This is a genomic window from Mesorhizobium sp. GbtcB19, from assembly GCF_019091085.1.
Taxonomy (GTDB): domain Bacteria; phylum Pseudomonadota; class Alphaproteobacteria; order Rhizobiales; family Rhizobiaceae; genus Mesorhizobium.
Genome location: NZ_JAGXJY010000002.1, coordinates 451,365 through 474,228, shown reverse-complemented (window position 1 = coordinate 474,228; position 22,864 = coordinate 451,365). Strand labels below are relative to the sequence as shown.

Below are 22,864 nucleotides of genomic sequence, written 5' to 3'. Positions count from 1 at the left end.
GACATTCATGACGGTTCATTCATGTCACGCGAAAAGTTTTACCTGACCACTCCGATCTTCTATCCGAACGGCAAGCCGCATATCGGTCATGCCTATACGGTGATTGCCAGCGACGCGCTCGCTCGCTTCCAGCGTCTCGACGGCAAGGATGTGTTGTTCCTCACCGGCACCGACGAACATGGCCTCAAGATGCAGCAGACGGCCGAGAAGGAAGGCATCACGCCCCTGGCGCTCGCCGACCGCAATTCGGCAATCTTCCGCTCGATGGCCGAGACGCTCGGCGCCTCGAATGACGACTTCATCCGCACGACCGAGCCGCGCCATTATGCATCGTGCCAGGCGATCTGGAAGGCGATGGCCGCCAATGGCGACATTTACCTCGACCGCTACAGCGGCTGGTATTCGGTGCGGCAGGAGGCCTATTTCGAAGAAAGCGAGACCACGCTCGGCGAGGATGGCGTGCGCCGCGAGCCACTTGGCTCGCCGGTCGAGTGGAACGAGGAGGAAAGCTATTTCTTCCGGCTGTCGGCCTATCAGGACAAGCTGCTGGCACTCTATGAAAGCCAGCCGGATTTCGTCGGCCCGGTGGAACGCCGCAACGAGGTGATGAGCTTCGTGAAGTCCGGCCTTAAGGATATCTCGATCTCGCGCACCACCTTCGATTGGGGCGTGCCCGTGCCGGGCGACGACAAGCATGTGATGTATGTCTGGGTCGACGCCTTGACCAACTACATCACCGCCGCCGGCTATCCCGACACCAAGGCCGAGCAATGGCGCTACTGGCCGGCCACGCATATCATCGGCAAGGACATCGTGCGCTTCCACGCGGTCTACTGGCCGGCTTTCCTAATGTCGGCCGGCATCGAATTGCCGAAGCGCGTCTTCGCCCACGGCTTCCTGTTCAACCGCGGCGAGAAGATGTCGAAGTCGGTCGGCAACGTCGTCGATCCGTTCACCATGGTCGAGCATTACGGCGTCGACCGGGTTCGCTATTTCTTCCTGCGCGAGGTGCCCTTCGGCCAGGACGGCAGCTACAGCCATGAGGCGATCGTCAACCGCACCAACGCCGACCTCGCCAACGGTCTCGGCAATCTGGCGCAGCGCTCGCTGTCGATGATTGCCAAGAACTGCGGCGGCGCGGTGCCGAAGCGCGGCGAACTGACCGAGGCCGACACCGCGATCCTCGACCAGGCGATCGAGGCGTTGGCGGTTTCGCGCCGGGCGATGGCGGAGCAGGGCATCCATCTGGCGCTGGCGGCAATCTTCGGCGTCGTCGCCGAAGCCGACCGCTATTTCGCCTCGCAGGAGCCTTGGGCACTGAAGAAAACCAATCCGGAGCGCATGGAAACCGTGCTGTGGACAGCGGCCGAAGTCGTGCGGCGGGTGACGGTGCTTTGCCAGCCGTTCGTTCCCGGATCGGCGGCCAAGCTGCTCGACCTGTTGGCCGTGCCAGCCGACAAGCGCGCTTTCGAGCACGTCCATGCCGATCACGCGTTGGTGCCCGGCACGGCGCTGCCGGTACCCGAGGGCGTGTTCCCGCGCTATGTCGAGCAGGACGCCTGATGCTTGTCGACAGCCATTGCCATCTCGACTTTCCGGACTTTGCCGAGGAACGGGCGGCCATCGTCGCCCGCGCCCTTGCCGCCGGGATCGGTCGCATGGTCACGATCTCGACGCGGGTGAAGCGTTTTCAGCAAATACTTGAAATCGCTGAAACTTTTAATGAAGTCTATTGCTCGGTCGGCACTCATCCGCACAATGCTGCGGAAGAGCTCGATGTGACCGCCGACGAGCTGGTGCGGCTGTCCGGCCATCCCAAGGTGGTGGCGATCGGCGAGGCCGGGCTGGATTACTACTATGACAAGGCGCCGCGCGATGCGCAGGCGCAAGGCTTTCGCACCCACATCGCGGCCGCGCGCCGGACTGGCCTGCCACTGGTCATCCATGCGCGCGATGCCGACGACGACATGGCGGCGATCCTCGAGGATGAAACAGGGAAGGGCGCCTTCCCTTTCATTCTGCACTGTTTTTCGTCCGGACGCGGGCTGGCCGAAGTCGGCGTGGCGCTGGGCGGCTACGTCTCCTTCTCCGGCATCCTGACCTTCAAGAACTCGGCCGAGCTGCGCGCCATCGCCGCCGACGTGCCGCGCGACCGGCTGCTGGTCGAGACCGATGCGCCCTACCTCGCGCCGATCCCGTATCGCGGAAAACGCAACGAACCGGCCTATGTGGCGAACACGGCGAAGGTTCTTGCCGAAACCATCGGCGTCGGCGAGGCCGAAATCGCCGATATCACCACCGAAAACTTCTTCCGGCTGTTCACCAAGATGCCGCGTCCGGACATGGCGGCAACCTGACATATGGGCGACCGGCTGCGCTTTACCGTTCTTGGCTGCGGCTCATCGCCCGGCACGCCGCGCATCACCGGCGATTGGGGCAATTGCGATCCCGCCAATCCGAAGAACCGGCGCATGCGCACGGCGGCCCTGGTCGAGCGAATTTCCGCGAACGGCGCGCGCACCACGGTCGTCATCGACACCGGGCCGGATTTCCGCGAGCAGATGCTGATGGCTTCGGTCAGGCGCATCGATGCCGTCGTCTACACCCATCCGCATGCCGACCATATCCACGGCATCGACGATCTGCGCGGCTACGTTCACGACCAGCGGCACCGGATCGACATCCATGCCGATGAGCCGACGATGCGGCGGTTGCGCGAGGCGTTCGGCTATTGCTTCGAGACGCCACTCGGCAGCTCCTATCCGCCGATCGTCAAGGCCCACATCATCGACCACGCGAGCCCGGTGGTGGTCGAAGGCGAGGGGGGCGCCCTCACCCTTGAGCCGCTGCCGCAGTTCCATGGCGACATCATTTCACTGGGCTTCCGGATCGGCGGGCTTGCCTATTGCCCCGACATAAGCGGCTTCCCGGACGCCACCGCCGAGCGCCTGCGCGGCCTCGACATGCTGGTGATCGACGCGCTGCAATACAACACCCATCCCAGCCATCTGTCGCTCGGCCAGGCACTGGGCTGGATCGAGAAACTGGCACCGACGAAGGCCGTGCTGACACACATGCATGTGCCGTTGGACTACGCCGTGGTGATGGCCGAGACGCCGGAGCATGTGGTGCCGGCCTATGATGGCATGGTGATCGAAATCCCTTATGAGTCAGCGCGATAGCGACGACTGCTCAGTTGGCGTTGCATCTCGACGCTCGACTTTTCAATTCGCGAAGTGCTGCACAGAGCGGTCCACATGCATGCGCCGCCGGACTATGCCGCGGTGGTTGCCGAGACGCCACGTGGGAGTTGTTTTGCGGGGTTCGTGATCAGCGGCAAAGCGATGGCATTGCCGGGTCAGTGCCTGATACGATAGTTCCATAATCTATCTTATGCGACTTAGCCTAACGCTCGAAACCATGCGAACCAATTTCGAACCTCAAACGAAAATTGGGAGCATGAATGAAAAATGTCATCCTTCGGTCAATCGTCGTCCCGCTCGCCTCGCGTGCGGGCACTGCGCTTGCTACCTACGTCGTCGCCAAATGGGGCCTTGATGGCACTTTGGCGGATCAGTTCGCAAACGGCGTGCTGGCTATTGTTCTGGTTGGTTGTGACATAATCACCAGCAAGGCCCTCTCCCTTGTCGGGATCGACAAACAGGAGGCGGCCTAATTCATCGAAGCTCTACTCGGCGCTGCCGGGTCTCTTGTCTCCGGGCTCTTTGGCTCGGACAAGCAGGAAACCACGTCCCATGTCGATTATAAGCGCATGGTGCGTGACGCTGAAGCCGCTGGCTTCAACCCGCTAACCGCTATCCGCAACGGCGGCTCGGCGGGCTTTACCTCAACAACCACTCCGGGTAATCCTGTCGGCGGCGCGTTATCACGCGTCGGTGATTGGCTCACCAATTTCAACCCGTTCGAAGATGCCGAACGGTCTCAACGGAGTAGGTTGCTTGACGCACAAATCGCCAACCTCAACGCGGAAACCGGAAATCTTCTACACACTGTTCCTTCTCGGCACGGGCCTGTTGCTTCCGGCGCTGGTGTTCGGAATGCCCCGGCTTCCCTATCTCGGGGATGGGAAAACGGACCGCCGGTAACTGTCCTCGGGCAGTTAACCGGAAACCCGATCTACGGCCCGTCTGAGGGCTCGATGTCGGGGGGCGGCGCGACCTCTAAGGGTAATGCCGCTATTTCGTCCTACACTCCGCCGCCGTTGAAAGACGGCAAGCTTTCCAACACTCCTTGGTTGGACAGCTTCACCAATGGGTGGCTTCGCCATGATCCGACCACGCCAGACATGGCGGGGTTCGAAGATGCGTATGGCGATAGCGAAATCGGCTCGACACTCGCCGGGGGTATCTCCCTCGGGCGCGACCTTCTCTACAACGTCGACCATTACGCGAAGGCCGGTGACCGGCTTTTAGCGGAGCGCATTGCGCGTTTCCGCAAGGGCAAGCCTTACCGCCCTCGCCGGCCTCGTAGCCGGTTCGAGCCTTACGCTCGTCCTTCCTCCACATGGGGCGGTCTGCCGCCCCTGAATTCCGGCGCGTTCTAGTGGCGTGCGCTGCCTGCGCACGTCGTCGCAAAATCCTGTCTGGCGCGCTTCGGCGCGTCGTAACCAAGCTGAAAGGTAGAAAGAATGGCTCGCTCAAAAGGCGGTAACGGCCCTCGTGTAATCGACGGCGACTATACCCGTATCTCCCGCATGTCCACTCAGCCGATAACGGTTGAGCGGTCGCACCGTATCCATACGGCTCGCGGCATCACCTCCCTGCCCGCTGGCAAGATGGTTCCTCTCGCAGCGGTCCCGCTGCTACGTGAAGATGCCGTGCGGTCTGGCCGCATGCGCTTCTCTTTCGAAATGATGGAAACGGCGGAAATCCTGATGAACGCCGTCTACGTCTCGGTAAAGGCGTATTTGGTGCCGTGGTCGGCCTTCACGCGCTTCGACAGCGTGGACGCTGTGAACCGTGCCTATGAGGGCGTCGAACAGTATGCGGGCGGTCCCGTTCAGCCGTTCGTCCAGCGTGAAACGTTCAACTCCGCTACGGCGGATGATATCAAGGTCTATCTGGGCCTTCACGCGAAAACCGGCGATACGGTCACGACGGCCTATCACGAAGCGTATAACGAAATCTGGAATTTCCGGGCGAAGAACCGGTCCCCAGATTTGACGCTCCGTGCCCTCACCGCCAAGAACCTCGCGCCGGCCTTTTGGCGACACGAACAGTTCCGTCACATCGTGCCCAACTTCGATCAGGCACTTGTTGACGGCAACGTTGCTTTGAACGTCGTCAACACTCAGTTGCCGGTCAAGGGTATCGGCCTCAAGGTGTCGGGCGCCGGCACGGGTATTGGGTCCAGTGGCACGGTCCGCGAAACGGGTGGCACGACGCCCACGTATGCGAGTGCCGAGAACACGGGGTCCGGCTTCGCGGTCAAGATGACGGCGGCTCCGAACGCGGGCGGTGTCCCGCAAATCTTCGCGGAAATGGCGGCGAACGGCATCACCGTGTCGCTCTCCAACATCGAACTGGCGAAGCAGACTGCGGCATTCGCGCAGCTCCGTACTCAGTACAACGAGCTGGATGACGATTACCTCATCAACATGTTGATGGACGGTCTGACCATCCCGGAACAGGCGCTCCGTCAGCCGATCTTGCTGGGCGAGGAAACGACCATCTTTGGCATGTCCAAGCGTTACGCGTCGGACGCTGCCAACTTGACGGAATCGGTCGTGAACGGTGCCACGCAAATTGAAATGTCGGTGGCAACGCCGCGCATTCCTACGGGCGGCATTATCATGGTCGTTGCGGAAATCACGCCGGAACAGTTGTTCGAGCGGCAGGCCGATCCGCTCTATCACTACCCGGTCGTTCCCGGCGTGAACGCTCATACCGGCGCGAACTTCCCGCACTATCTCCGCGACACGCTTGACCCTGAAAAGGTCGAGGCCGTGCCGAACCGGTATATGGACGTTCAGCATGCTACGCCTACGGGCGTCTTCGGCTATGCCCCGTTGAACTATCGCTGGAACGTCAACACTCCGCGTATCGGCGGCAAGTTCTACCGTCCGGGCCCGACCGATCCCTTTGATGAGGATCGCCAGCGCCTTTGGGCCGTGGAAACGGTCAATCCGACGCTCGGGACGGACTTCTACCTGTGCACGAACATGAACACGTCCGTGTTCGTCGTCACCACTCAGGACCCCTTCGAATGCGTCACTCAGGGTGATCTGCTCATCGAAGGCAATACCGTCTTCGGCCCGCGCCTCAAGGAAAGCGTGGACGATTACGCGAAGGTCCTGACCCACGTCGATACGACGCGGATCAACAAGGCGTCCGGTGTCGCGGACGACGTTCCGGCAGTCGGCATCAATCAGGGCGACTAGAAAATCATTCCGCTTGGCTGGCTAAAAGTGGCCAGCCAGGCGGAGCGATCAGATCTGATTTTCGGAATAATTTTCTCCTGAAAGGATACGCAAATGGAAATTCAGAAGCTTGGCGACCTGTCGCGTTGGCGGGTCCACAACGAGAAAGAGGCAATCTTTTTCTCGGACCATAAGGTTCGCACGATCCGCCTCGATGTCCGGGCGGCGGCACCTGTGCATGTCTATCTCCACACGGATGCCGAAGGCGTCGTGGTGGACGAATTCTTGACGGTGCTGCCTGCCGGCCTGTCGGCGGTCGAGTTCCTCGGGAATGGCTGCTCGCTCGTGCTCGATAGCACGGGGCCCGTGGTCTACTTCTCGCCTGAGGTCGAGGCCATTTGGCACGAAAACGTCGAGGACGAAACCTTCACGACCATCGCCAATCGCCGGGAACGGAACCCGGAAGTTGAGTGGATGGAATTCCTCATGCAGCAGAACATCAACAGCCGAATGGCGGCCATGGATGCGGAATTCGAACGCCGCATGGCTCTTCTCGAAGAAAGGAACGCGAATGCCAATTCCCTCGAAGACGCCGGTGGATCAGGCGGCGGAGTTCATCAGCGAGCGGCTGCGAAACGTGCGAAACAGCCTGACGCACAAGCCGGCGCAACTGAGCCGGCAGCACGATTGGAGCAGCCTGCGCCGGGACGGTCAGTCGATGGCGCGGAAGGCGGAGACGCCGGACAGCGCCCGGCAGTTTCCAAGGGTGAGAAGCCTTGATGGATGATGCTGTCTTTGACGACGGCAAAGGCTCGGGCGCACGCGCCCGGGCCGCTAAGTCGGCCGTGGACTTGTACGTCCAGCGGGGGCAACAGCCTCCCGGCGATCTGCTCGCCCTCGCCTACCCGGATGATCTTCCAATCCCTGAAACCGCGATGGTTTCGGGCGGCTACCGGGAAGCTCTCAACAGTATCCGCGATCGGTCCTATCTCATGGGGGAGCGCTATGCCGCGCAACAGATGCGCGCCGATCGTGAAGGCGTCAACATGCAGCTGCTTGGCTTCTACGATGCCTTCCAGCGCCAGTTGCGGGCGCTAGGCGTCCCGATGTTCGTTGCTGAGTTCGTGCGGTCTAAAGACCGCCAGGACGAATTGCGGGCGCTCGGAACGACTAAGGCGGTCGGCGGGAAATCGCCGCACCAGCACGGCATGGCGTTCGATCTTGTCCACTCCAAACTCGGATGGGATTTGACGCGCCAGCAATGGACCCTGTTGGGCCATATCGGGAAAAGCGTCGCCGCCCGTGGTCGGATGAAAATCGACTGGGGCGGCGATTGGGAGTTCTATGACCCCGCACACTGGCAAGTGCGCGGATGGCGGCTCTTAGTTCCGAACGCCGCGTAAGCGTCCTGTGCGTTCGCTCTTGGCGGGCCCGGCCTGTAGGTCCGGGTCCCGCTCGAGGGCCGTGATCAACTCATTCAAACCGGCCATCTGGTGGCGGTACACGTAGCCGAACACGTGTACCTTGTTCGCCTCTGCCTTCCTTGCTCTGAACCGGGCCTGACGTTCCCGGTTCTGGACGGTCTTTGACGTCCTGTAGCAGGGCTCGCATTTGATGCTGCGCCACCCTCTCGGCCTTGGCTTAACCTGCTGACATTGCTTGCAAAACAGCGTGTCGGTGTTCATCGCTGTCACGGGTGTAAGTTCCATGTTTAACCCCTCATTAACCCCGGCGTTGGTTGTAACGCCCCTGCCCTTGTATCCGTTACGCGTAACGGTAGCAAGCCGGTTTCCGCTCCATTCAAAGTGGGCTGTAGGAAACCGGCTTGCGGCTAGGCTTGACGGGCCGCGCGAATATCCCTATTCGCGCGCGCCCGCTCCTGCACCCTTGTCGTCTAATGCAGTTACTCAACACCCCAAATCGGGTGGTCGGTAATGTGCGGCTCTCCGATCCGCCTGGACGACGGCACCGAATTGGGGTGTCGTAAATGTTGGCAATGCCTCAAGCAGAAATCCCAAGATTGGGTTGGTCGCTGCATTGCCGAAAGTCGAACTGCCATGGCAAGTCGGTTCGTCACCCTCACCTATGGTGGCGGTGATCATCCTGCCGCGCAGTTCCTGACTTATGAACACGTGCAACGCTGGTTGGTCGAAGTACGCCGCAAGGCCTCCGTTCGATATCTCGCCGTTGGCGAATACGGCTCCGAAAAGGGCCGCGCTCACTGGCACGTGTTACTGTTTTATGAAAAGGGCAAGCTGCCCGAGGTCGAGTTGAATACTCGGATCAACCATAAAATGTGGAGGCATGGCTTCTCTCAATGGGAAGAAGTCTCCACACAAGCTATCCGTTACTGCGTTAAATACGTGCAGAAGGATAAAGGCGCGCTAGAAAAGCAAGCCAAATTTGCGCTGTCAAAGCGCCCTGCCCTCGGCGCAAAGTACTTTGAAATGTTGGCTGCGAAATATGTTGATGCCGGGCTTTCTCCGAAAGAATTGAGCTATAGCTTCCCCGATGTCATCAACAAAAAAACGGGGCTTCCAGAGACTTTCCGATTGCCGACGCAATCGTTTAGTGCTTCTCACTTCGTCGGAAGCTTCGTGCGGCTCTGGCGTGAAAAGCACGGACATGACAAATGGCCGTGGTCCGATCTGGTCGAGTATTACCTTGATCGGGATGCTGCCAGAACGCCTCCTGACCTTGGCAAAGAAAGGTTTGCTGGGCGAGTGCCTAAACCAGAATTTCCCCCGCCATACGGCTCTGAGCCGGTTTACAGCGATACGGTTAACGCGTATTTTTCGGACACGCCGCTTGGTCGGCTGTGGTTCTATCGCAACTCTACAGGGGACTTGGTATGGCACGAAAAGCTAGGCAAAGCCGGGAACGCCGTTCGGAACGGGCGAATAGTTCTGCCCGGTCTGTATCCGAACGGTCTACCTCGCGACGTATCAACGGGCGGCCCGTTGTCGAAAGGTCGTCGCGGCAAATAGGTCACTCTGCCCGCGCCTCGGCGTCGGCAAGTCTGCGCGGTCGCATGGCCCAGCTCCCTGCCCTTCCTGAGCAGAAGCGGCTACGGGCCGAACAAGCGATCCGTCGCCAAATAGAGCGCGGCGAAAGCCGCCGCCGTGCGCTGGTGTCAGCGCACGACAGCCGCCGCGCGGCTGGGCTCGCAGCGCCAAACGAAAGTGGGAGGCGCAATGTCTCCCGGCTCAAAATCTCCGAGGCCAATTCCAAGCCGCTACAAAAGGCCGCAACGTCTCAAGCTAAGCTTTCACCCTCGGTGCGTGACGACAAACGGCCTCACTGCAAGGCGCGGCCTCGGTCTAATCGCCCCTCGGGCGGAAAAGGGTCGGGAAAACGCTTTGTCCCGTGGTGCGGCTGATTTTTAATCCCTTGTGGACTATTCACATACTTGTGACTGGACCAGTTGACGCAAGTCCGCAAATCAGATGAGACAAGCAACGGGAAGTCCTATTCCCGTTCGCAAAAGTTTCGCAGCGAAAGAGCATAGTCTATCTTATGCGACTTTTTCTCATATGGCGCGGAGATGCCGAAAGCGCGATGTCACAAAGCCCTGCTCGCCAGCCGCACGGAGCTGTTGCGCATCCGCACGCCGTCACCTTCCATTTCAAACACGCCTTCATCCGAAAGCGCCCGGACCCGCGACCAGAGGGTGAGATCTCCGCAGTATGTGCCATCGTCCCAGAGAGCGACGAGGATTTTGCCGACCACGTGACTGCACTTCTGCCAATCATCTGTCACTTGTGACGCCACCGCTCTATCGAAATACGTGATCGGCTCTGAATGCAGGCCAAGGTCCGACACCACGCGAAAAGCTGCGTTCTCGGCACGAAGCTTTTTCCATAAATCGCGGTAAGCCTGCAGCTCCTGGCCGGTCAAGGTCGTCTGACGTTCCAAGAGCCGTGCTCTGACAATGCTGTCTGACGGCACAAGCCCAAACGATCCTGCTCGCCAGGTCGTAGACTCCGAACGATCGGGCCTGGGAGCGAATTCGACCTCGGTTATGTCGACCACTCGGAACGGATGATCGCCGATCCGCCAAACGAACTCGAGGAAGCCGGCAAACTCCATCGCGTTTTGCCGACATACCCATGCGACTGGGGCGATGTCCCTGTCCGTTGCGCGGCTCCAGAAAAGATCGGCCTCTTGTTCGAGGTCCGGACGCTTTTCGAAGCCCAATATGTCTTCCATCCACTGGGCGCGAAGATCGGCCGAAGGAGGGTCGATGGGTCCAAAGCTGAAGTCGTCTGGCAGGCCGATGACGGTTTCCCTCAGGCCTATGTCAGCGAGAGCCTGGCGCAGGCTGCCGGCAGCCGACATGTTGAAGACCACGTGAACAACAGGTTTTTGAGGCTTCGTCATCCGCAGGCACCATGGTTCAGGCTTGGATCAGGCCCTTTGCCGCCAAAGTTATCCGTGTCGCGGCGTTCAGGTCATAGGAACCGAATTCGCCTGCCGGGACCCAGGCATGAGCCTCGAATTCATCGTTGAGCTCAACTGCCCGGTTTGCGGCGCGGCAGTCGAAGATGAGGTAGATCATATAGATTTCCTCGGTCGATCCATCCGCGTAGGTCTTGACGCGGACATCGTCGCGAAATGTCCAAGGGGTTACCTGCGCGATCTCGAGCTTGTCGCCAAGCTCCTCACGGATCTCCCGGCGAAGCGCCTCCTCGATTCTCTCGCCGGCTTCCATTCCCCCGCCGGACAAAGCCCATTGCCCGGGAAAAACCCCGCGGTCGCTCGGCATTTTGCAAAGCAGATAGGCACCATCATTCTCGATAAGCGGACAGACGATGGTCCTCTGCTTCATCACGGGCTCCCCGAATTCCGACGATCACCCACTCTAGCAAGCTCACCGGCCCAAGGCGACCTGCCCTGCCTGCTCCAGTCAGGTCTTCTTCATCGCATGGCAGCATCGGCCGCGTTGCCACTACGCCTCGAAATAGTCGAGAACCCCGCTGAAGGCAGCCGCGACTGCAACGACATGCACGAGGCCAAGCGCCAGCCATCTGGTGCGACCGCCTGGAGCAACGAGTGCTCCATAGGCAGGAAACTGTGTCAGAGCCATCACCACAGACAGGCCGGTGATGGTGTTGTCGGTCAACAGCGTCGTCAGCATGGGTATCGGATAGAGCGCGCGCGCCAGTACATAGTCGCCATGCCCGGAACCGGCAGAGAAGAGCGCCAGCAGCAGGGCCACAGGCGTCGCGCACAGGCCGCAAACGAGCCCTGCCCGCCACGAGAACTTTGGCATCATACCTCCGGAAAACGATATAGCCTTCGAATGTCCATCGCCGCCCCGATCACTGCAGATCCGACAGCTCATCATCGAGGATCAGCGCCTGCCTGGCCGTCGCGTCGAGCGCGCAACTGACGGTGATGTTGCTTTGACGATCGATGTTGACGGTCTCGGCGGATGCTTCCGCCTTGCATCGCGCGTCACGGTAGGCGATCCAGCTGCGCTGCATCTTGCGATAGCCGTCCCGTGCCTTGGGCGCGGCCTTGGCCATCAGCGCCGCATACGTCGTGTTGAGACGGTCCTCCCACACGGCGACTTCGCGGTTGGCGCAATCGATCAATCCGAGCTGTGAGCGGCCGTCGTCGCTCTCGAAGGAGCACAACTCGGTCACGTAGTTGATGCACGAGGCAGGCTCGTGTCCGGCGAGCTTGATGGCGTTGTCTATATGGATGGCGGGCGTGGGCGTATCGTTCACTCCGGGAACGTCGCCCGGAAAATCGCCGACATATTTCAGGCATTCCGCAAGTGCTGCCTTGTCCGAAGCGCGGACTTTCTCTTCGGCCGCCGCGGGCGATAGAGTGGTAAGGAGCAGACCGCAGCCCGCCAACATCAGAATACTTTTCATCATTGTAGCCCCATTTTGTCGCCCGAGACTCGAATTGTCGCAAAACTCCGCGCTGAAGCAACTACCCTGCCCCAAACCGTTCCATCTGTGGGACACAACACAATGAAGGATACGGAAGTGAACGCCAGGCCTGCTTTCCTCGGCTTTCCCGATCGCCTTGCCGACGGGCGCCTGCCCCGCGCCGTGATCTTCGGCGCCGGTCACGGCACCACCTATCTGGGCAAGGACAGCGGCGGCTATGTCCTGGCTGCCGGCGCCATCCGGGCCGCAAGCCAGGAGGATGCCCCGCTCGTCGGGCACTGGGATTTCGATCTCGGCGGCCCACTGTTCGACGGTAAGCACGACTGTTGCGTCGACGCCGGCGATGTCTCGACCGTCATGCATGACAACGCCGGCAACCGGGCCCGCATCGAGGCGAAAACACGTGAGATTCTGTCGCTGCCGGCCGTGCCGATCCTGCTCGGCGGCGATGATTCCGTCGTCATTCCGTTCCTTGCCGGCTTTGCCGGTCACGGACCAATCTGGATCCTGCAGATCGACGCGCATATCGACTGGCGCGACAAGGTGCATGGCGAACGCCACGGCTATTCGAGCCCGATGCGGCGGGCAAGCGAGATGCCACACGTAGCCGGCATGGTGCAGGTCGGCCTGCGCAGCGTCGGCAGCGCACGCCTCGCCGAAATCGAGGCGGCGCGGCGCTATGGCAGCCGCTTCGTCACAGCACGCGAGGTTCATGCGCACGGCGTCGGCGCCGCTCTTCGGCATGTTCCAGAGGGAGCGCGCGTCGTCGTCACCCTCGATTGCGACAGCCTCGATCCGTCGATCATGCCGGGCGTGGCGGCGCGCACGCCCGGCGGCCTCACTTACACGCAGACAATCGATCTGATCGCTGGCCTCGGCAAGCGAGCGAGGATCGCGGGATTCGACCTTGTCGAGTTCTATCCACCCGCCGACATTGACGGTCTCTCCGCCCTCACCGCTTCGCGGCTTGTCGTCAACGCGATCGGCACCATTGTCCGGCAGATTTAGAAGCTCGGCTAACTTCTCATTTTCATCATTCGGCCAAGTCCGGTGCACCAATTATATTAGCACCTACTGTTTCGTTTGATGCCTGCATAGAGTCTGCGATTTTTTAGACAGTGCGGCTAAATCATCACACTTATTTTCAAATATTCGATTATGCTTAAGTTCCCGATGGGATTTGGGTGGATCGGAGGAATTCAGTGAAGAGACTTATCGCAATTGCCGCGCTGGCTGGGTTTAGCGCGACCGCCGCTTCGGCCGCGGATATGGCTGGCCCGGTTGCCGGATCGACTTATGACTGGAGCGCGTTTTATGCGGGCGCGCATATCGGCGTCGCCAATGGCGACATAAAAGCCACCGACGTCACGCAACCGAACGGCGGCTTCTTTACGGATCTGGTTCCCGCGGGAACCGAGGGTTTCGATTTCAGCGATACGAACATAGCGGGCGGCGTGCATGTCGGCGCCCAGTATCAGTGGAACCAATTCGTGCTGGGCGGTGAAGCCTCTTGGACGGCGACGGGGATCAGAAAGACCATCGTCAGCCCATACTTCCCGGACAGCGACACCGAGACTGGCCGAATCCAGCATTACGCGACGGTGGTCGGCCGGATCGGCTATGCCTTCGACCGCGTCCTGATCTATGCCAAGGGCGGCTATGCCGGTGGTGAAGTCGGCTTCAAGGCACGAGACAACGAAGCCCTTGTCACTTACGAGCAGAATGACTGGCACAATGGCTACGCGATCGGCGCGGGCATAGACTACGCCCTCACCGACAAGATCAGCCTCGGCGTGGACTACACGCATATCGATCTCGGCTCCAAGACCAGCACGGGCCCCAATGTGTTCGACGACGGTTCGACGGGAGCCAATCCCGAGACATACAAGGTCAAAGCCCGGGCCGATGTCGTCATGGCGCGGCTGAGCTACAAGTTCTCCAACTGAGCCGTCGACAGCCTCGATCTGGATTGGCCTGGCCTCGCGCCGGGCTTTCTTTTTCGGCAGACAAAGCGGCCCTAGAGCGTTTCACCGTTTCACGGAAACGGCGAACCGCTCCAAGTCTTTGTTCTGCGCAATTCCGGACGGAAAACCGCTACGCACTTTTCCTGGAATTGCTCTAGAAGAAACCTTCGAGAAACGCCGCCGCCGCGTCGGAGATGCCAACGATCTTGTTCGTCGCCTGGCGGTAGAATTTGAAGTTGAGCTCGGTCTCGGGCCGGCCGTCCTTCCAATCCTTGAAGCGCTTGAGTTCATCACGACCCAGCCGCTTCGTCACCCGGGCGGTGCGACGGACGGCAATGCTGACGCGCGGCGTTTGCCGTTCGAGATCGGCGCGCTTCGGGATGGACTGAGATGATGTCACCACGCCCCGCGCGACAAGCCCCTGCCCGCCTTCGTTCTCGCTGGCGAAGAGGAAGACGACATCACCTTCGGCGATATGCTTGCCGCCATACATGGTCTTCTGGGCAGCGAAATTGAACGTCTCCGCTTGCGGGTCCTTGATCTCGGCCTTGATGGCATATGCCATGCCTTACGGTTCCTGGCTGAGGCCGATCCGGTAGCCCAGCACCCGCCGGGCGCCCGGCTCGATCAGCATGACACCCGGTTTATCGGCGAACTCGGCGTCGAAATCGACGGGACTGGCGATGCCATACCAGGGCTCGATGCACAGGAACGGCGCGCCGCCGGGCTTGGACCAGATGCCGAGCTCGTTGAAACCCTGCCACGACATCTCGATCGCCGGCCCTTGGCTTGCGGCATAGCGCACGCTGGCGCTGGCCGGCCGGTCGAGGATGACGGCGTCGTCGTCGAACAGTTTTTCGGAAAGCGCCAGCGTCCTTCCCTCGATGGGGGTCGGTTGCGGGACCGGCAGGAGCAGACCGTCCTTCAGGCGCCGGACCGGCGCCGGCTCATCGTCGGCGAAGGTGAGCCGATAGGCTTCCTTGGGCAGTTCCGGCAGCAGCGGCCAGTTGAACGCCGGATGCGCGCCGACCGAGGCCGGCAGCGGTTCGTCGCCGGTGTTGGTGATCTCGAAGGTCACGCCGAGTTGCCGGGGTTTCAGGTCGTAGCCGATGGCCAGGCGAAAGGCGAACGGGTAGCGCGTCCGCGTTTCGGCGTCATCGGTCAGGACCAATGTGCAGGAGGTCGGCCCGTGCTCCGCCCAGGTAAAACGCCGGTCGCGGGCAAAGCCATGCTGCGTCATCGGGTAGCTTTGGCCGCGATGCCGCAATTGATCGCCCTTCAGCCGGCCAACGATCGGAAACAAGACCGGCGAGTGACGGCGCCAGGCGGGACCTGCCTGCCACAGAAGCTCGATGCCGTCGGCGTCGCGCAGCGAGACCAGTTCAGCCCCCTGCCCGACGATGGTCGCCGAAATGCCGTCAGCGTGAAGCGTCAGCTGTTCCATTACGTCCTCGCGGCTGGCCGGTGTGGATGACAGGCTAGCAAAAGGCGGAGCGAGAACTCAAGAGCGGCTGTCATGCAGTCTGCCACGCTTTTTGGTGGCGGAGCCCAATACAAAAAGGCCGGAGGTTTCCCTCCGGCCAGCCGAGGTCAGCAGTGTTGCCCGCTACGGTCCGGCTATTCGCGCTCGCCGGTGAAATTCAAGAGCAGCTGGAAGATGTTGATGAAGTTCAGATAGAGCGAGAAGGCGCCGAAGACGGCAAGCTTCTGCTGCGATTCCGCGTCGAAGTTCTCGGCATACTGCTCCTTGATGGTCTGCGTGTCCCAGGCGGTGAGGCCGACGAAGACGGCAATGCCGATCACCGAGATGGCGAACTGCAGCGCGGTCGAGCCGAGGAACAGGTTGACCAGGCTGGCGATCACCACGCCGATCAGGCCCATGATCAGGAAGGACGAGAACTGCGTCAGGTCACGCCTTGTCGTGTAGCCGTAAAGGCTGGTGGCGCCGAACATGGTGGCGGCGATGAAGAAGGTGCGCGCGATGCTGGTCGAGGTGAAGACCAGGAACACCGATGCGAGCGACAGGCCCATGACGGCGCAGAAAGCCCAGAACATCGCCTGCGCGCTCGACGCCGACATGGTCTGCATCTTGAACGAGAAGATCATGACGAAGGCGAGCGGCGCCAGCATCACCACCCATTTCAGCGGGCTGGAGAAGATCGGCACATAGAGCGCCGGTGTCGAAGCCACGAAAAAGGCGACGAGGCCGGTGACGACGAGACCGAGGCCCATGTAATTGTAGACGCGCAGCATGTGCTTGCGCAGCCCCTCGTCGTAGACGGCTCCGGCCTGGGCGCCGGCGCCCATTCGGTATCCCAGATTGGGGCTGTTCATTTGGTTCTCCTTCGTTGGAAATTCTCAGTTAGAGAGTTGGTTTTCAGTAGAGCGTTTTGGCCAGCTTTTCGGCGGCCCGGTCGAGATTGCCGGCGTCGCCGCGGCCGACCACCGCATAGGCAACCTCGCCGATCTGGAAATACGCAGTTGAGATGTCATCGGAGGGCGCGATCGTCGGCTTCACCACATCGAACGTGCCCGGCCGGATGGCGAACAGCGAGACAAGGCCGAGGTCCCTGGTCTCGACCGCCACCTCGACGCTCGGCCCGAACTGCGAGGGGTAGATTTGGACGTCGCGGATCTTCCAGTCGTCGGGCAGCGAGGGCATGACGATCGCGGTCGCGGAGCGGATCTCGTCGGCATTGTAGCCCGGCGCTTCCCGCTGCGACGGCATCGTCTCGCGCACCAAAGTCGTCCGGTGCGCCCGGACCGCATCCTCGACATAGGCCGGCGGCTGCGTCGAAGCGACCACCTTGGTCACCGCGATCGGCCCGAAAATGCCGTTGGCCAGCCAACCCGCCGCGACAAGTACGGCCGCGGCAGCGGCACGCTGCAGCACGGCAAGCATACGCCCCCTGGCGAGTGCCCTTTCCAGCCGCCGCGCCGCTTCGGTGGTGGCTGGGCGCGCCATGCCGACAGGGCCGGCAAGCGCGACGCGCAGTTCGTCGCGCGTCCTGAGGTCGGACATCACACGCGCCGCCGTTTCCGGACGCGCGGCGAGGTGCGCCTCGACCTCGATGCGGCGGGCGACATCCAGCTGATCGTCGACATAGGCGTCAAGGTCGGCATCGGTCACGGGGTCGACAATAGCGGTCATTGATCCTCTCCCACGATCCTGAGATGAGGCTTGGCTTTTGGCGCGCCCTCCTCCATCTCGCGCAGCGCGGCACGCGCGCGGCCGATGCGCGACATCAAGGTTCCGAGCGGCACGCCGATGACTTCGGCGGCCTGCTGGTAGGAAAGCCCCTCGATGGCGACGAGATGCAGGGCGGAGCGCTGTTCCTCCGGCAGCGAAAGAAACGCCTCCCGGACCTGCGACAGGCGCACCGAGTGGTCCTGCGAGGCCGGCATGCTCTGGTCGGCGACAAGGCCGGCCTGTTCGATGCGCGCCGCCTCGGAGCGGCGCGAGCGCATGCGGTCGATGAAGATGTTGTGGGCGATCGCCAGCAGCCAGGCGCGCAGATTGCCGCCCGAGCGAAAGGTCGCGCGCCGCTCATAGGCGCGCACCAGTGCGTCATGGACGAGATCCTCGGCGTCGGCGCCGTCGCGCGTCAGCGAGCGCGCGTAGCGCCGCAGCGACCCCAACTGCCCGACAATATCGAAGCGTGCCATCGACCGTTTCATGCCCTGTTTACGGAGCAGGGCAAGGTTTTAATCCCCGGCAGGGCATTTTCTTTTACGCGTCGCTGGCGCGAGGGCATCGATTTGCGTATCACTCCGCCGCCATTGGAGTGTTATCGATGTTCGAGACCCTGCAGCCAGCTCCCGCCGACAAGATCCTGGCCCTGATCGGCCTTTACCGTAACGACCCAAGGCCCGACAAAGTCGACCTCGGCGTCGGCGTCTACAAGGACATCGACGGCAGGACGCCGGTGATGCGCGCCGTGCGCGAGGCCGAGAAGCGGCTACTGGCGAGCCAGGACACAAAAACCTATCTCGGCCTTGCCGGCGATACGGGCTTCAACGCCGCTATGATCAAGCTTGCCTTCGGCGAGAAGGCCGACCATTCGCGCATCCGCGCAGCCCAGGCGCCGGGCGGCTCGGGCGCACTTAGGCTAGTCGCCGAGCTTCTGCAGCGCACGCGCGCAGGAGCCACCGTCTGGTTGTCCGACCCGACCTGGCCGAACCATCTGCCGGTGATGCGCGCCGCCGGTCTCCAGGTTCGCGACTATCCCTATTTCGACGCCGCTTCGGGCGCCGTGCGTTTCGACGAAATGCTGGCGGCGCTCAGGACGGCCAACGCCGGCGACGTCGTGCTGCTGCATGGCTGCTGCCACAACCCGACCGGCGCCAACCTCGATGCCACGCAGTGGGCCAAGGTCGCCGAAGTGCTTTTGGAGCGTGGCCTGCTGCCTTTCGTCGACATCGCCTATCAGGGCTTTGGCGAGGGCCTGGACGCCGACGCCGCCGGTCTGCGGCTGCTGGCCGACAGGGTGCCGGAAATGGTCGTCGCCTCGAGCTGCTCGAAGAATTTCGCCGTCTATCGCGACCGCGTGGGTGCCGCGATGATCCTGGCCAAGGACGGCGCGCAGGCGGATGTGGCGATGAGCCAGATGCTGGCGGCCGCGCGGGCGCTCTATTCGATGCCGCCGGATCACGGCGCGGCCGCCGTGCGCATGGTGCTGGAAGATGCCAGCCTCAGGAAGGACTGGGAGACGGAGCTCGAAGAGATGCGCCTGCGCATGCTTCGCCTGCGCGTCGCCTTCGCCGACGCGCTCCGGCGGCAGTCGAACTCCGACCGCTTCGATTTCGTCGCCAACCATCGCGGCATGTTTTCGAGGCTTGGGCTGACCGAGACGCAAGTCGAACGCCTGCGCACCGAGCACGCCGTCTACATGGTCGGCGACAGCCGCATCAACGTGGCCGGCCTGCCGGAGGACGGCATGGACGACCTCGCCAAGGCGGTCGTCTCGGTGCTCGACTGAGATCCAACTGCTGTGGACAACTCGTTTCAGCGTCCGACCAGGATTGGTCGGACAATGGCCGCGGGATAGGCTCGACCCATGAAGCCCTCCAAGGACATTTCCCGGCTGATCGAGATCATGGCGGCGCTCAGGGCGCCGATGACCGGCTGCCCCTGGGATGTCGAACAGAATTTTTCGACCATCGCGCCCTATACGATCGAGGAAGCCTATGAGGTGGCGGATGCGATCGCACGCGGCGACTTCGATGATCTGCGCGAGGAACTCGGCGACCTTTTGCTGCAGGTCGTCTATCACGCGCAGATGGCTGAGGAGATCGGCGAGTTCGCTTTCGGCGATGTCGTCGAAGCCATCACCACAAAAATGATCCGCCGCCATCCGCATGTCTTCGGCGACGAAAAGGCACGCAGCGCCGGCATGGCCAAGGGCATGTGGGAGAAGATCAAGGCGACCGAAAAGGCCGAGAAGCGCGACGCCCGCATCGCGCGCGGGCTCGATCCCGAGGATCACGGCAAAGGCTATCTCGACAGCGTGCCGGTCGCGCTCCCTGCCCTGACGCGTGCGCTGAAATTGCAGGAAAAAGCAGCACGTGTCGGCTTCGACTGGAGCGAGGCAGCGCCGATCCTCGACAAGATAGAGGAAGAGATCGGCGAATTGCGCGAGGCGCTCGCCGGGGGCGATACCGGACCGATCAAGGACGAGTTTGGCGACATGCTGTTTGCCGTCGTCAACCTTGGCCGCCACCTCAAGCTCGATGCCGAAGCGGCGCTCAACGGCACCAATGAGAAATTCCGCTCGCGGTTCCACTATGTCGAGCAAGCCCTGGAGGCTTCGGGCGGCTCGCTGGAGAAGGCAACACTCGACGAGATGGAAGCGCTCTGGCAGCAGGCCAAAAGCGCAAAATAACAGCCGTTTAGCTGCCGTTCTTGCGATGCAGGCGGTTCTCGATTTCCTGTCTTGCGCTGTGCGTGGCCGTCAGCGAGAGCGTGACGCTGCCGTCCTCATTGTCGCTGCGCGAAACGACATCGCCGTTGCGGTAGAGCCAGTCGACCTGGCCGAGCTGGGCCGGGCTCAACGTCACCGTCATCGTCTCCAGCTCGCCCGACACGCGCGTCTCGATGAGCGCTTTCAGCGTGTCCAGCCCTTCACCAGTCACCGCTGATATGGCGATCGGCGGCGCCTTGCCGCCTGCGCCTTCGGCAAGCAACCGCTCCCGATTGCCTTCGTCGAGCAGGTCGATCTTGTTCCAGACCTCGACCACGCGGTTGCCGTCGGAGGCGTCGACGCCGAGATCGGCGAGGATGCGCTCGACATCTTCCGCCTGGGCCGCCGTGTCGGGATCGGAGATGTCGCGCAGATGCAGCACCAGATCGGCCTCGACGACCTCTTCCAGCGTCGCCCGGAAGGCGGCGACCAGATGCGTCGGCAGGTCGGAGATGAAGCCCACCGTGTCCGACAGGATGACCGGCGTGCCGTGCGGCAACCGCACGCGCCGCAGCGTGGGGTCGAGCGTCGCGAACAGCATGTCCTCGGCCAGCACCCCTGCCCCGGTCAGCCGATTGAACAGCGTCGACTTGCCGGCATTGGTGTAGCCGACGATCGCCACAACCGGGAACGGCACCTTCTTGCGCTTGGCGCGGTGCAGGTCGCGCGTGCGCCGCACCGTTTCCAGCTCGTGCTTCAGCTTGGTGATCTTGTCCTGCAGGATGCGGCGATCGGACTCGATCTGCGTTTCGCCGGGGCCGCCGAGGAAGCCGGCGCCGCCGCGTTGCCGCTCGAGGTGGGTCCAGCTGCGCACCAGCCGGCCCTTCTGGTAGTTGAGATGCGCCAGCTCGACCTGCAGCGTGCCTTCCTTGGTGCGCGCCCGCTCGCCGAATATCTCGAGGATCAGCCCGGTGCGGTCGAGCACCTTGGCGTTCAGTTCCTTTTCGAGATTGCGCTGCTGCACCGGCGTCAGCGGATGGTCGACGATGACCAGCTCCGCCTTGCGCTCCTTCACGATGTCGGCGAATTCGGCCACCTTGCCGCTGCCGAGCAGCGTCGCCGGCCGCGGGTCGGCCACCGTCACCACCGCCGTGTGGACCGGATTGAGATCGATGGCGCTGGCAAGTCCGACCGCCTCGTCGTGGCGGGCATCCGCCGAGCGGGTCAAACGCGGACGGCTGGGTTCCTCGTCGCCGCGCGGCTGGCGGGTGAGCACCGGCACAATGACAACAGCTCGGGTCGGATCCTTGGCTTCCGGCCCGAGTTGATGTGCTTGTTTTCCGCGAACGCTGCGGTCCGCGTCCTTATCACGTGCCAATCAGGCGCCCTGGCTTTCCTCGCCATCGAACATCTGAACCGGCTGGCTCGGCATGATCGTGGAAATGGCGTGCTTGTAGACGAGCTGGGAGTGCCCGTCACGCCGCAACAACACACAAAAATTGTCGAACGAAGTGACCACGCCGGTCAGCTTCACGCCATTGATGAGGAAGATGGTGAGTGGGTTTTTGCTCTTGCGAACTGAATTCAGGAACAGGTCCTGAAGGTTTTGCGATCGTTCCGCCATTTTTCTTGTCTTTCGCCGATCCCCTTCGGTTTGCGGCCAATGCGCCAAATTACGCGGCACCTGTCAAGCGCGCAAACCCCCTCTTGCCAACACAATGGCAAGCAGAACGAGATAGTTAAGGTTCATTCCAGTTGTGCGGTTATCAGGCTGGACTTTTTTCCGCAACGTCAAAAAATGCTTGCCGCAACGAAAGTGTCATAGAGCCAGGGTGGCCATTTGCGATCGGCGCGCCGTCGATTTCGACCACCGGCATGGCGATTGTCGTCGCCGAACTGATGAACGCTTCCCTGGCTGCCTTGGCCTCAGTGACCGAAAAACCGCGCTCCTCGATCCTGAGGCCAAGCTTGGCGGCGACGTCGAAAAGCGTCGTGCGGGTGATGCCGCGCAGGATGCCGTGCTCGGCCGGACGGGTCACCAGGACGCCGTCCCTCGTGACGATCCAGGCATTGGACGAGCCGCCTTCCTTGACGTTGCCGTCGGCGTCGACGAACCAGGCTTCCTGCGCGCCGGCTTCCTTGGCCTTCTGCTTGGCAAGCACATTGGGCAGGAGGCCCGTGCTCTTGATGTCGACCCGGTCCCATCGATTTTCCGGGACCGTGATGACCTTGATGCCGGTCTCCGCCCGTTTCGCGGCCGTGGCCGGATCGGCTTTCCTGGCGGTTATGACCAGGGCCGATCTCGTGCCCGCGGCCGGAAAGACGAACTCACGGCTGGCAACGCCGCGCGTCACCTGCACATAAACGAGGCCGTTGACCACGCCGTTGCGATTGACCACCTCGCGCAACAGCATCGGCAGGACGCCTTCCGAGACCGGCCAGACGATCGACAGCTCCTTCAGCGAGCGCTTGAGCCGGGCGAGATGGCGCGGCATGTCGACGATATGGCCGCGCGCTACCTCGCAGACCTCATAGACGCCGTCGGCAAACTGGTAGCCGCGGTCTTCGATGTGCACGCTGGCTTGAGCATGGACGACATAGCGCCCGTTGACATAGGCAATGCGCGGCATAGGCATCCTCAGGGAAATGTCCGGCTTTCTTAGGCGATTCCGCCGCTGCCGTAATGAACAATCGCGTGGACCAGTCGAGCCTGGGGTT

Annotated in this window: 25 protein-coding genes; 13 read left to right on the top strand and 12 right to left on the bottom strand. The window is 61.9% G+C overall.

Going from position 1 to position 22,864, the window contains the following annotated elements; genetic code table 11:
- Window positions 1-21: 21 nt before the first annotated feature.
- The 9 genes from metG (at window position 22) to KVT37_RS06355 (ending at window position 9,366) form a co-directional block, all read left to right on the top strand.
- Window positions 22-1,563: a methionine--tRNA ligase gene (metG, locus tag KVT37_RS06395; protein ID WP_217570723.1), complete on the top strand. Its 1,542-nt coding sequence runs from the start codon at window positions 22-24 to the stop codon at window positions 1,561-1,563.
- Complete coding sequence (locus KVT37_RS06390) at window positions 1,563-2,357, top strand: TatD family hydrolase (protein WP_217570721.1); 795 nt, start codon at window positions 1,563-1,565, stop codon at window positions 2,355-2,357. Before metG ends, KVT37_RS06390 begins: the two co-directional genes overlap by 1 nt.
- Before the next feature lie 3 nt (window positions 2,358-2,360).
- Window positions 2,361-3,182, top strand: a complete 822-nt coding sequence (locus KVT37_RS06385; protein ID WP_217570719.1) for an MBL fold metallo-hydrolase — start codon at window positions 2,361-2,363, stop codon at window positions 3,180-3,182.
- 281 nt (window positions 3,183-3,463) lie between these two features.
- Window positions 3,464-3,676: a hypothetical protein gene (locus tag KVT37_RS06380; RefSeq protein WP_217570717.1), complete on the top strand. Its 213-nt coding sequence runs from the start codon at window positions 3,464-3,466 to the stop codon at window positions 3,674-3,676.
- Window positions 3,677-3,772: 96 nt separating this feature from the next.
- Complete coding sequence (locus KVT37_RS06375) at window positions 3,773-4,564, top strand: hypothetical protein (RefSeq protein ID WP_217570715.1); 792 nt, start codon at window positions 3,773-3,775, stop codon at window positions 4,562-4,564.
- A gap of 84 nt (window positions 4,565-4,648) precedes the next feature.
- Window positions 4,649-6,400, top strand: coding sequence for a hypothetical protein (locus tag KVT37_RS06370; RefSeq protein ID WP_217570713.1), 1,752 nt, complete (start codon window positions 4,649-4,651; stop codon window positions 6,398-6,400).
- 93 nt (window positions 6,401-6,493) lie between these two features.
- Window positions 6,494-7,159 carry a hypothetical protein gene (locus KVT37_RS06365; protein WP_217570711.1) on the top strand — a complete coding sequence of 222 codons (666 nt, stop codon included), beginning with the start codon at window positions 6,494-6,496 and terminating at the stop codon, window positions 7,157-7,159.
- Window positions 7,159-7,782 (top strand): M15 family metallopeptidase, encoded by a 624-nt coding sequence (locus tag KVT37_RS06360; RefSeq protein ID WP_217570709.1) that lies wholly within the window; start codon window positions 7,159-7,161, stop codon window positions 7,780-7,782. Before KVT37_RS06365 ends, KVT37_RS06360 begins: the two co-directional genes overlap by 1 nt.
- A 654-nt stretch (window positions 7,783-8,436) precedes the next feature.
- Window positions 8,437-9,366 (top strand): hypothetical protein, encoded by a 930-nt coding sequence (locus KVT37_RS06355; RefSeq protein WP_217570707.1) that lies wholly within the window; start codon window positions 8,437-8,439, stop codon window positions 9,364-9,366.
- A gap of 574 nt (window positions 9,367-9,940) precedes the next feature.
- Here the strand turns inward: KVT37_RS06355 and KVT37_RS06350 are convergent.
- The 4 genes from KVT37_RS06350 to KVT37_RS06335 form a co-directional block, all read right to left on the bottom strand.
- Window positions 9,941-10,759, bottom strand: coding sequence for a DUF1835 domain-containing protein (locus tag KVT37_RS06350; protein WP_217570705.1), 819 nt, complete (start codon window positions 10,757-10,759; stop codon window positions 9,941-9,943).
- Between the two features lie 16 nt (window positions 10,760-10,775).
- Entirely contained in the window at window positions 10,776-11,207 is a 432-nt protein-coding gene (nudI, locus tag KVT37_RS06345; RefSeq protein WP_217570703.1) for a nucleoside triphosphatase NudI, read from the bottom strand.
- Between the two features lie 120 nt (window positions 11,208-11,327).
- Window positions 11,328-11,654 carry a hypothetical protein gene (locus KVT37_RS06340; protein WP_217570701.1) on the bottom strand — a complete coding sequence of 109 codons (327 nt, stop codon included), beginning with the start codon at window positions 11,652-11,654 and terminating at the stop codon, window positions 11,328-11,330.
- Between the two features lie 46 nt (window positions 11,655-11,700).
- Entirely contained in the window at window positions 11,701-12,264 is a 564-nt protein-coding gene (locus KVT37_RS06335) for a lysozyme inhibitor LprI family protein (protein ID WP_217570699.1), read from the bottom strand.
- A gap of 114 nt (window positions 12,265-12,378) precedes the next feature.
- On the opposite strand from KVT37_RS06335, the gene KVT37_RS06330 reads away from it, so the two are divergent.
- Complete coding sequence (locus KVT37_RS06330; protein WP_217570937.1) at window positions 12,379-13,290, top strand: agmatinase; 912 nt, start codon at window positions 12,379-12,381, stop codon at window positions 13,288-13,290.
- Window positions 13,291-13,484: 194 nt separating this feature from the next.
- Window positions 13,485-14,228: an outer membrane protein gene (locus KVT37_RS06325; protein WP_217570697.1), complete on the top strand. Its 744-nt coding sequence runs from the start codon at window positions 13,485-13,487 to the stop codon at window positions 14,226-14,228.
- Between the two features lie 172 nt (window positions 14,229-14,400).
- Here KVT37_RS06325 and KVT37_RS06320 read toward each other — a convergent pair whose 3' ends face one another.
- The 5 genes from KVT37_RS06320 to KVT37_RS06300 all read right to left on the bottom strand — a co-directional run bounded on the left by KVT37_RS06320 (window position 14,401) and on the right by KVT37_RS06300 (window position 17,912).
- Window positions 14,401-14,811: a hypothetical protein gene (locus KVT37_RS06320; RefSeq protein WP_217570695.1), complete on the bottom strand. Its 411-nt coding sequence runs from the start codon at window positions 14,809-14,811 to the stop codon at window positions 14,401-14,403.
- 3 nt (window positions 14,812-14,814) lie between these two features.
- The gene (locus tag KVT37_RS06315) at window positions 14,815-15,690 is read right to left on the bottom strand and encodes an aldose 1-epimerase family protein (protein ID WP_217570693.1); all 876 of its coding nucleotides are present in this window, start codon (window positions 15,688-15,690) and stop codon (window positions 14,815-14,817) included.
- Between the two features lie 173 nt (window positions 15,691-15,863).
- Window positions 15,864-16,580, bottom strand: a complete 717-nt coding sequence (locus KVT37_RS06310; RefSeq protein WP_217570690.1) for a Bax inhibitor-1/YccA family protein — start codon at window positions 16,578-16,580, stop codon at window positions 15,864-15,866.
- Between the two features lie 43 nt (window positions 16,581-16,623).
- Entirely contained in the window at window positions 16,624-17,397 is a 774-nt protein-coding gene (locus tag KVT37_RS06305; RefSeq protein WP_217570688.1) for an anti-sigma factor, read from the bottom strand.
- Window positions 17,394-17,912: a sigma-70 family RNA polymerase sigma factor gene (locus KVT37_RS06300; protein WP_217570686.1), complete on the bottom strand. Its 519-nt coding sequence runs from the start codon at window positions 17,910-17,912 to the stop codon at window positions 17,394-17,396. Before KVT37_RS06300 ends, KVT37_RS06305 begins: the two co-directional genes overlap by 4 nt.
- 128 nt (window positions 17,913-18,040) lie before the next feature.
- Here KVT37_RS06300 and KVT37_RS06295 point away from each other — a divergent pair, with 128 nt between their 5' ends.
- Together KVT37_RS06295 and mazG are read left to right on the top strand one after the other, a co-directional pair.
- Window positions 18,041-19,225: an amino acid aminotransferase gene (locus KVT37_RS06295; protein ID WP_217570684.1), complete on the top strand. Its 1,185-nt coding sequence runs from the start codon at window positions 18,041-18,043 to the stop codon at window positions 19,223-19,225.
- 78 nt (window positions 19,226-19,303) lie between these two features.
- Window positions 19,304-20,128 carry a nucleoside triphosphate pyrophosphohydrolase gene (mazG, locus tag KVT37_RS06290; protein WP_217570682.1) on the top strand — a complete coding sequence of 275 codons (825 nt, stop codon included), beginning with the start codon at window positions 19,304-19,306 and terminating at the stop codon, window positions 20,126-20,128.
- Window positions 20,129-20,135: 7 nt separating this feature from the next.
- Here the strand turns inward: mazG and hflX are convergent, their stop codons facing one another.
- From hflX to KVT37_RS06275, 3 genes are all read right to left on the bottom strand, one after another.
- Complete coding sequence (hflX, locus tag KVT37_RS06285) at window positions 20,136-21,524, bottom strand: GTPase HflX (protein ID WP_217570681.1); 1,389 nt, start codon at window positions 21,522-21,524, stop codon at window positions 20,136-20,138.
- Entirely contained in the window at window positions 21,525-21,770 is a 246-nt protein-coding gene (gene hfq, locus KVT37_RS06280; protein WP_006202172.1) for an RNA chaperone Hfq, read from the bottom strand.
- Between the two features lie 142 nt (window positions 21,771-21,912).
- A complete protein-coding gene (locus KVT37_RS06275; protein ID WP_217570679.1) occupies window positions 21,913-22,776 on the bottom strand; it encodes a D-amino-acid transaminase in 864 nt (287 codons plus the stop codon).
- Window positions 22,777-22,864: the final 88 nt, after the last annotated feature.